Annotated in this window: 13 protein-coding genes and 1 pseudogene; 6 read left to right on the forward strand and 8 right to left on the reverse strand. The window is 55.4% G+C overall.

Annotated features, from left to right (window positions below):
* Positions 1-26 precede the first annotated feature (26 nt).
* On the reverse strand, positions 27-494 hold the full coding sequence (locus ACIPY9_RS18125; RefSeq protein WP_400704262.1) for a TlpA disulfide reductase family protein: 468 nt from the start codon (positions 492-494) through the stop codon (positions 27-29).
* A gap of 129 nt (positions 495-623) precedes the next feature.
* Between ACIPY9_RS18125 and arsC the strand changes: the two genes are divergently transcribed.
* From arsC to ACIPY9_RS18145, 4 genes are read left to right on the forward strand one after another with little or no spacing between them, the layout of a single operon-like run.
* A complete protein-coding gene (arsC, locus tag ACIPY9_RS18130) occupies positions 624-977 on the forward strand; it encodes an arsenate reductase (glutaredoxin) (protein WP_400704265.1) in 354 nt (117 codons plus the stop codon).
* Entirely contained in the window at positions 974-1579 is a 606-nt protein-coding gene (gene wrbA / locus ACIPY9_RS18135; protein ID WP_400704268.1) for an NAD(P)H:quinone oxidoreductase, read from the forward strand. Before arsC ends, wrbA begins: the two co-directional genes overlap by 4 nt.
* Positions 1572-1988, forward strand: coding sequence for a DUF2069 domain-containing protein (locus ACIPY9_RS18140; RefSeq protein WP_400704271.1), 417 nt, complete (start codon positions 1572-1574; stop codon positions 1986-1988). The genes wrbA and ACIPY9_RS18140 overlap by 8 nt, the downstream gene beginning before the upstream one ends.
* 44 nt (positions 1989-2032) lie before the next feature.
* Positions 2033-2704 (forward strand): DNA-3-methyladenine glycosylase I, encoded by a 672-nt coding sequence (locus ACIPY9_RS18145; protein WP_400704274.1) that lies wholly within the window; start codon positions 2033-2035, stop codon positions 2702-2704.
* 5 nt (positions 2705-2709) lie between these two features.
* On the opposite strand, the gene ttcA is transcribed toward ACIPY9_RS18145, so the two are convergent.
* Positions 2710-3534: a tRNA 2-thiocytidine(32) synthetase TtcA gene (gene ttcA, locus ACIPY9_RS18150; protein ID WP_400704277.1), complete on the reverse strand. Its 825-nt coding sequence runs from the start codon at positions 3532-3534 to the stop codon at positions 2710-2712.
* Positions 3535-3777: 243 nt separating this feature from the next.
* Here ttcA and ACIPY9_RS18155 point away from each other — a divergent pair, with 243 nt between their 5' ends.
* Complete coding sequence (locus ACIPY9_RS18155) at positions 3778-4377, forward strand: Yip1 family protein (protein WP_400704280.1); 600 nt, start codon at positions 3778-3780, stop codon at positions 4375-4377.
* A gap of 121 nt (positions 4378-4498) precedes the next feature.
* Positions 4499-4993 carry a SprT family zinc-dependent metalloprotease gene (locus ACIPY9_RS18160; protein ID WP_400704283.1) on the forward strand — a complete coding sequence of 165 codons (495 nt, stop codon included), beginning with the start codon at positions 4499-4501 and terminating at the stop codon, positions 4991-4993.
* Between the two features lie 68 nt (positions 4994-5061).
* Here the strand turns inward: ACIPY9_RS18160 and ACIPY9_RS18165 are convergent, their stop codons facing one another.
* The 6 genes and pseudogenes from ACIPY9_RS18165 to ACIPY9_RS18190 all read right to left on the reverse strand — a co-directional run.
* Positions 5062-6405 (reverse strand): dicarboxylate/amino acid:cation symporter, encoded by a 1344-nt coding sequence (locus ACIPY9_RS18165; protein ID WP_400704286.1) that lies wholly within the window; start codon positions 6403-6405, stop codon positions 5062-5064.
* A 448-nt stretch (positions 6406-6853) separates the two neighbouring features.
* Positions 6854-7201, reverse strand: coding sequence for a hypothetical protein (locus tag ACIPY9_RS18170; RefSeq protein ID WP_400704289.1), 348 nt, complete (start codon positions 7199-7201; stop codon positions 6854-6856).
* Positions 7202-7245: 44 nt separating this feature from the next.
* Positions 7246-7707: pseudogene (locus ACIPY9_RS18175) on the reverse strand (DUF4265 domain-containing protein).
* Positions 7708-7836: 129 nt separating this feature from the next.
* Complete coding sequence (locus tag ACIPY9_RS18180; protein ID WP_400704292.1) at positions 7837-8100, reverse strand: PAAR domain-containing protein; 264 nt, start codon at positions 8098-8100, stop codon at positions 7837-7839.
* A 61-nt stretch (positions 8101-8161) separates the two neighbouring features.
* Positions 8162-8788, reverse strand: coding sequence for an Imm43 family immunity protein (locus tag ACIPY9_RS18185; RefSeq protein WP_400704294.1), 627 nt, complete (start codon positions 8786-8788; stop codon positions 8162-8164).
* Positions 8789-8800: 12 nt separating this feature from the next.
* A partial coding sequence (locus ACIPY9_RS18190; protein WP_400704297.1) for a hypothetical protein occupies positions 8801-9067 on the reverse strand: 267 nt, incomplete at its 5' end.

Genomic DNA, 9067 nt, shown 5'->3' on the forward strand with positions numbered 1-9067 from the left:
TAAATTCGCTCCTGTACTGTGGGAGATCACCCCTCCCCGCGCAACGCCTTCAGCTTGTCAGCCACACCCTGGGCTGTCTGCTCACCCAGCAGTTGTTCACGCATCTTGCCCTTGTCATCGATGATGTAGGTCACCGGTAGCGCTTCGGCGGGCGGCAGGTTGTAACGCTCGGCCGGGTCCTGCGCCAGGACGGTGAACTTGATCCCCAGGGCATTGGCGGCATTCTTCAGGTCATCGCCCTGCAAGTTATCGAAGTTGACCCCCAGCACGCTGACCTTGCCGTCCTTGAGCTGCTCGGACAGATGATTGAACTCAGGGATTTCAGTCCGGCACGGGCCACACCACTCGGCCCAGTAGTTAATGACCAGCCAATGGTTGTCGATGCGTTCGCTGGACACCTTCTGGCCGTTCTGGTCCGTTCCCAGATCCGCGCCACAACCGCTCAACAGCAAACTGCCGACAAACATCGCTACCGCTGCCAATCGCCTTGCCATCTGACCTTCCTTCCTCGACTTTCTCTATAAACGGTTAACTGGATATGCGACCGATCACCGCTGCCTGTGTCGACCTGCGTCATCGCACAGGTAGAATACGCGCCACTCTACGCAAGATGCGACCTGCAAATGACCGATCTGACGCTTTATCACAATCCGCGCTGCTCGAAATCCCGCGGCGCACTGGAACTGCTGCAAGCCCGTGGCCTGACTCCAGACATCATTCTGTACCTTGAAACCCCGCCCACAGCGGCCCAGTTGCACACACTGCTCGCCAAGCTGGGCATGAACGCACGGCAATTGCTGCGTACCGGCGAAGACGATTACAAGGCACTGAATCTGGCGGACACAAGCCTGAGCGACGAGCAATTGATTGCCGCCATGGTTGCCCATCCCAAACTGATCGAACGCCCGATCCTGATCGCCGGCGACAAGGCCGTTATCGGTCGACCACCCGAAAACGTACTGGAGCTATTGCCGTGAGCACGCCTTACATTCTGGTGCTGTTCTATAGCCGCAACGGTTCGACCAGCGAAATGGCCCGCCAGATTGCCCGCGGTATTGAAATGGGCGGCATGGAAGCCCGGCTGCGAACCGTACCGGCCATTTCTGCCGACTGCGAGGCCACGGCTCCCGACATCCCGGAAAGCGGCGCACTGTACGCTACCCTGGACGACCTGAAAAACTGCTCCGGTCTGGCACTGGGCAGCCCGACCCGCTTCGGCAACATGGCAGCACCGCTCAAATACTTTCTGGACGGTACCAGCAACCTGTGGCTGACCGGCGCTCTGGTCGGCAAACCCGCCAGCGTGTTCACCTCCACCGCCAGCCTGCACGGTGGTCAGGAAACCACCTTGATGTCGATGCTGCTGCCGTTGCTGCATCACGGCATGCTGGTCATGGGCCTGCCTTACAGCGAGGCCGCACTGCTGGAAACCGCCGGTGGCGGTACACCTTACGGGGCCAGCCACCATGCAGGGCCTGACGGAAAACGCCCGCTGGATCGCCATGAAACCGAGCTGTGCCGCGCCCTTGGCCAGCGACTGGCGAAGACCGCATTGCAACTGGAGACACCTCGTGGCTAAAAAGCCCAAAGTGCTACCATCCAGGGAATGGCTGGAACCACGGGTTCGCCTCGGCAGAATGGCCAGTCTGGTGTGTTTCTTCGGCATGATTGCCCTGCTGTCGGTGTATTACCTGTTCATTGCCGACCTGCATGGGGCCCGCCCCGGCGTGATCCTGGCCATCGAGTTACTGCCACTGCTGTTGCTGGCACCCGGCATGCTGACAGGCAACCCACGCGGGCATTCATGGACCTGCTTTGTCATCAACCTGTACTTCATCAAAGGCGCACTGGCGGCCTTTGACCCGAACCGCTGGCTGTTCGGTGTACTGGAAATGCTGGCCAGCGTGGCCGTGTTCACCAGCGCGTTACTGTATGTTCGCTGGCGCTCACAGCTGGACCGCCAATCCGCGCCGATGCAGACGCTGTAGGAGCGAATTCATTCGCGAAAGGGTCACAACGTTCTGGAGAACCGATGCACGACTACAAATGGCTGAACGAATACTGTCTGAACCGCTTCGGCTCCGCCAAGGCACTGGAAGCCCTGCTGCCGGTACCCAATACGCCAAAGCAACTGGCAGCCATCAGCGATGATCGCTACCTGTCGACCATGGCCTTGCGGGTATTTCGTGCAGGCCTGAAACACAGTCTGGTAGATGCCAAGTGGCCCGCTTTCGAGGAGGTGTTCTTTCGCTTCGATCCGGAAAAGGTCGTGCTGATGGGCGCCGATCACCTGGAGCGGCTGATGCAGGACACCCGCATCATTCGTCACCTGGGCAAGCTCAAGAGCGTGCCACGCAACGCGCAACTGATTCTGGACGTTGCCCAAGAGCATGGCAGCTTTGCTCAGTTCATCGCCCAATGGCCGGTCGATGACATCACGGGCCTGTGGCAATACCTGGCCAAACATGGCAATCAGATGGGCGGGTTGTCTGCTCCACGCTTTCTGCGCATGGTGGGCAAGGACACGTTCATACCGACCTGGGATGTGGTCGCAGCGCTGAATGCGCAGAACATCGTCGATAAAGTGCCGAGCAGCAAGCGCGATCAGGCCATCGTGCAGGAGGTGTTCAATCAGTGGCAGGCTGAAAGCGGGCGACCGTTGTGCCAGCTTTCAGCCATGTTGGCGTTTACCGTCAACCACTGATTGCGTCAGATATTCACCACATTGACGAACCGCGAAGCAGCGGTTTCGTCCATGCGCAGGCTGGTGAAATCGAACAGGTTGCGGTCGGCCAGTTGCGAAGGATGGACGTTCTGCAAGGCGCGGAAGATGCTCTCGGTACGGCCCGGCATCTTGCGTTCCCATTCGATGAGCATTTCCTTGACCACCTGACGCTGCAGGTTTTCCTGCGAGCCGCACAGGTTGCACGGGATGATCGGAAATTCCTTGAAGTCCGAATAGGCCTGGATGTCTTTCTCATGGCAGTAGGCCAGAGGGCGGATCACCACGTTGCGGCCATCGTCGGAACGCAGCTTCGGCGGCATGGCCTTGAGCGAACCGTTGAAGAACATGTTGAGGAAGAAGGTTTCGACGATATCGTCGCGGTGATGACCCAGCGCCATTTTGGTAGCCCCGATTTCATCCGCGAAGGTGTACAGCGTGCCACGACGCAGGCGTGAGCACAGCGAGCATGTCGTCTTGCCCTCAGGCACCAGCTCCTTGACCACCGAGTAGGTGTCCTTCTCAACGATGTGGTACTCGATGCCCAAGGTGGCCAGATAGGCCGGCAACACGTCCTCAGGGAAGCCCGGCTGCTTCTGGTCCATGTTCACGGCCACGATCTCGAACTTGATCGGTGCAACCTTCTGCAGGTGCATCAATACGTCGAGCATGGTGTAGCTGTCCTTGCCACCGGAGAGGCAGACCATCACCTTGTCGCCATCTTCAATCATGTTGAAGTCGGTAACCGCTTCGCCGGCCAGCCGACGCAGGCGTTTCTGCAGTTTGTTCTGATTGACTGAAAGGGTGCCCATGGTGCTGGTGGTATCCGCTGCGATGACTTCGGGAAAGGGCAGGCATTTTACGCATAACCGGCGGATCGTTAAACAGCTGACTGGCCTCCTCGCCGGCTATTAAGACGTGCTGCACCATCGCCAAACACTCTAAGCCCGCCGTCCTCGCCTTTCCCGTGCTTTCTATACTGCGTGATGAGGTCGCACCCGTTTGACGATTTCAGGCTTGTGGCCTTTTCACCCACAAGATGAAGGAGTAACCACATGATCCATCACGTCTGGGGACTGTTCACCCATCCCGACCAGGAATGGCGGCAGATACGGGGCGAAGAAGAAAGCATCGGCCATATGTACCTCACCCATACCCTGATCCTCGCCGCAATCCCGGTCATTTCCGCTTATATAGGCACCACTCAGGTCGGCTGGGTCATCGGTGATCGAGAGCCGGTGATGCTCACTCACGGCAGCGCGCTATGGATGACGGCCATGTCATACCTTTCCATGCTGCTCGGCGTTGCGGTCATGGGCGGGTTCATTCACTGGATGGCACGCACCTATGACGCCACGCCAAGCCTGGCCCGGTGCGTGGCTTTCGCGACCTACACCGCCACGCCCTTGTTCCTCGGCGGGCTGGCAGCACTCTATCCCCATATGTGGCTGGGCATGCTGGTGGGCACGGCCGCCATTTCCTACACCGTCTATCTGCTGTATGTCGGCCTGCCGACCTTCATGAACATTCCCTCGGAAGAAGGCTTCATGTTTTCCAGCTCCATACTGGCCGTCGGCCTGGTAGTACTGGTTGCGATCATGGCGTTTACGGTCGTGCTCTGGGGCATCGGCATCGGTCCGGAATACACAAGCTGAACAACCGTGGACGGGCCGCGAATGCCTGCGGCCCGTTGCGGCAGGCGACCATCTGGCAGTGCGGTTTTCAGTCTGACCCGGCATTACGGCATACTGGGTCGCATCTGGAGACCTCTAAAGCATGCCCGAGCAACTCAATTCCCGCGTCGAAACCTGTTACCAGCAAGCCGAAGCCTTTTTCAAACGCCCCTTCAAACGCCCTGTCGTCAGCTTCAAGCTGCGCGGCCAGAAGGCAGGCGTCGCCCACCTGCACGAGAACATGCTGCGCTTCAACCCGCAGCTGTATCGGGAAAACGCCGAGGACTTCCTGCGCCAGACCGTGCCGCACGAGGTCGCTCACATGATCGCCCACCAATTGTTCGGGGACCGTATCCAGCCCCATGGCGAAGAGTGGCAATTGATCATGCGTGGCGTGTACGAGCTGCCGCCCAACCGCTGCCACACCTATGCCATCGAACGACGCAGCGTCACCCGCTATATCTACCGCTGCCCCTGTGCCGACAGCGACTTCCCCTTCTCGGCCCAGCGCCACCGAATGGTGTCCAAGGGCAGGCGCTATTTCTGTCGGCGCTGTCGCCAGACCCTGGTGTTCAGCGGCGAAACACGTATCGAGTAACCACGCCCAAAGAATCGCAGCCATAAAAAAACCCATCCGAAGATGGGTTTTTTATCACTCAACGCTTATCAGACGGACTTGCCGGTGCTGACAGGCTCAGGACCTTCAGCCACGCCCAGGTCGTCTACCTGACGGGTTTCAACGATGGCGGAGCCACCGGAAGCCAGCTCGGCGTCCAGCTTGTTGGTGTCCAGCTCACCGACCCACTTGGCCACAACAACGGTTGCAACCGCGTTACCGACCAGGTTGGTCAGGGCGCGAGCTTCAGACATGAAGCGGTCGATACCCAGAATCAGTGCCAGACCGGCAACCGGCAGGTGACCGACAGCCGACAGGGTCGCAGCCAGAACGATGAAGCCCGAACCGGTTACACCAGCTGCGCCCTTGGAGGACAGCAGCAGTACCAGCAGCAGGGTGATCTGGTGAGTGATGTCCATGTGGGTGTTGGTCGCCTGAGCGATGAACACGGCCGCCATGGTCAGGTAGATCGACGTACCGTCCAGGTTGAAGGAGTAACCGGTCGGAATGACCAGACCCACGACCGACTTCTGCGCACCCAGACGCTCCATCTTGATCAGCATGCGAGGCAGTGCCGACTCGGAAGAGGAAGTACCCAGTACGATCAGCAGCTCTTCACGGATATAGCGAACCAGCTTCAGGACGCTGAAACCGTGAGCACGGCAGATGGCGCCCAGCACCAGCAGCACGAACAGGAAGCAGGTGACGTAGAAGCACAGCATCAACTGGCCCAGTTGCACCAGCGAGCTGACACCGTAGGCACCGATGGTGAAAGCCATTGCGCCGAAGGCACCGACTGGAGCCAGCTTCATGATCATGTTGATGATGTTGAACATCACATGTGCGAAGCGATCGATGAAGTCCAGGATCGGACGGCCATAGGCACCCAGGCGATGCAGGGCGAAACCGAAGATCACCGAGAACATCAGCACTTGCAGGATGTCGCCGTTGGCGAAGGCACCGACGATGGTGTTCGGGATGACGTTGAGGATAAAGCCGATGACGCTCTGATCCTTACTTGCCGTGACATAGGCTGCGATCTTGGACGCATCCAGCGTGCTGACATCGATGTTCATGCCGGCACCCGGCTGAACAACGTTGACGACAACCAGACCAATGATCAGTGCAAGGGTAGACACAATTTCAAAATACAGCAGCGCATAACCGCCGGTCTTGCCGACCGACTTCATGTTCTGCATGCCCGCGATACCGCTCACGACCGTACAGAAAATGATGGGTGCGATGACCATTTTGATCAGTTTGATGAAACCGTCGCCCAGCGGCTTCAAGGCCTTGCCGGTGTCAGGGTAGAAGTGACCGATCAGGATACCGATAACAATCGCTACGATTACCTGAAAGTACAGTGATTTGTAGATGGGCTGACGAGTCGTCATTGCAGTTATCCTCAAGGGCTTCGTCGGCATCTCACCTGATGCACGCGAGCCTATAAAGCGCTAACCCTCCTGCACTGGAGGGATTTGTTGTGTCGAGTTGCACAAGGCAGACCTCTACGAAAGTTAGCAAGCCGCGTGCCACTTCCGGAAAAACCCTCTCCAGAGCCCTGTAACCAAGGCACCTCGGGATAAACACTAGTATGAAATAGCCATTATGGTGGCGGTTTTCCGCCGATAGGCGATAAAAAAAACGAAAGGGTGGCGGGTATCCGCCTTCGCAAAGGACAGAGGCGCTGCGGAAGCGGACTCCAGCAGCGGATCGTCTGCATTTGTGGGCTGTGCGATCGCTGGCGGCTTATCGCCATTCGATCCATGATCGCTATCTGCTGGAGCAGATGACTATCAGATCACGGCATAGAGCCTGGGGCTTGAAAATAAAGCACCCCCTTCATGGCAGCTCCGCCATCCAGACATCTTCGTAGCCATCCCTGTCTATGATGAATTTCGCCCCCTCGGGCAAGAACAAATATTTCATCACTTCTGGCAGCTCTTTTTTCACATGCTCAGTATGTACAGCCTGATAAAAACCGCTGGCATCCGAATAGTCACCGCAGTGTATAAACCAACTGACCGTCCCCCCCTCCGGCAGTTGAATGCGGGTTCCATAAATGGGGGTTTTGTCCAGAGTAGCCAGTGCGATGGCGACCATTCCCTCTGGAGGATGAACGGGAAGACCGTATTTCTCACAAAGCTTCTGTTGCAACTCGTCAGGCCTGCATCGCTCGATTGCTTGCACGCTCAACCCTCCCTGCCTGTGCTGTCGATCAAAAGATGAAGGTGTCAGCTATCCAGCCACCAATTCAAAAGCGTATCATCTTCGTCATCATCAATATTTTTATAAATGTTGGAGAAATACCACTGAACACCCGTTCTCTCTCGAAACGCATCGAAAAAATCACCAACCCTGTCCATCCCGTTCCCTGCCGGGACGGCCAACGACAAGCTTCCCTCAAAGACGCCATCCAGCGTTCCTTGCAGATGCTGAGCGACACCCGCCTCCAAAAGGGCTATCTCTTATGACGGCAAGTCATCGGCATAGATATGAATACAAAAATGACCTCCTCGCTTCAGAACGACCGGGTGCGCATGCTCGTCCTCAACCACAAAGACATCGCCACGGGCGAGGTTCAAGGCAAGACCGGGCGAGGACAATAACTCGTATGTATTGCTCCCCACTTTCCGGACACGTACCTCTTCAAATACAGGGCCATCGCTGTCTGCCACGAATATTTTAATCAACATAGCCTAGGCTTTAGCCTTTATAGATAGCGCTCATGGCGCCGCACAGGTACTGAAAAAGCGAAGCCGTCCAGACAGATGCTGTCTTACCTTCGCATCAGATATTCCAATGATGAGAGATATCTTTGACAGTTAGCTAACTACAGCCCCTTTCGGCCCACTGGCAATCAGGCTAGCCCCACAAGCAGTTTTCATACCGTTCAGGGCAATGGGGGTTCCATCCACTGTGTAAGTGCTACTTCCCTCAGCGATGGGAAAAATGCCTTTGCACAGCGGGCAACTGACCTTGTGCCCAACCCCGGCAATGGGTTTGCCGTTGAGGTTGGTCTGAGAAAAGGCTTCGAGGACTACGCCTCCGTGAGAGGTAGAGTCGCCTAGGCGGATGATGTCTTTCATGACTTAATCTCCCAATAAAAACCATAAACTTTCTCTCAGTTCAAAAACACTTCCAGCCTCGTCAAAAAAACTGTGAAAAGTAATCATCCTCCCACTGCATATCCTCTACAGGAGTATATGCAATGCCTTTTAACCCTACCGCCGCATCCTTGAATCGCTGCGAGCAAATAAAACTACCACTAAGTCCTGCCAAATCTTTATATTTAAAAATATCCCTATCCCATCCAGCAGGAAGAACTAGCTTTTTTATACTTAAAATCAAGCCCGACTCGCTTGAAAAAGATGAGGCCTTGTCTGTATTAGCAATAACATCCAACTCTTCAAACAAAACCACATTATATTTTTTAGACGATATACTTTTACCCGTTTGAGACACCACATCGATTCTAGCCTGGTCGACTATACCCAACCCAAACCTTTCACACAGTGACAAAAACTCATCACTGGCAATATAAAAAAACTGCGCATCGCTACGTATATCAAACTCAAGCAATTTCTCCTTGGCAATCAATACCATTCCATTAGGAAAAGGTGTACGCGAGCCAGAATTTTTGGACTCGCAATACCAAGGAAAATAACCATGCTTGATTTTTTTCACATCCGAATAAAACTTATCATAGAGCGCAGCCTTTAATAAACCCTCTGGGCACCCACGCTCTTTTTTATCAGTCATAACATAGTAAGTCATCCAAACCTCTAACTAATTAAGCCTTATTTGAGCAGACCCTAAAGCAGATAACGACACTCTCATCTCTGATTGCAGCGCAGCAATTTTTCCACGAGCCTCAACAGCAGCAGCTTGAGAATCATTTTTGGCGTCTGCTCTATACACACGCTCAATATTGGCAACTTTCACGCCTACAGCTTTACTGTAATTAGCATGAGACCCACAATGATAAAACACTCTTTTCATTGACTTGGCCTTGTCAGCGCTATCAGGCATCAGCAGTCCATTTTCCTTTTTATC

The sequence above is a fragment of the Pseudomonas sp. NPDC089734 genome (assembly GCF_044748865.1).
Taxonomy (GTDB): Bacteria; Pseudomonadota; Gammaproteobacteria; order Pseudomonadales; family Pseudomonadaceae; genus Aquipseudomonas.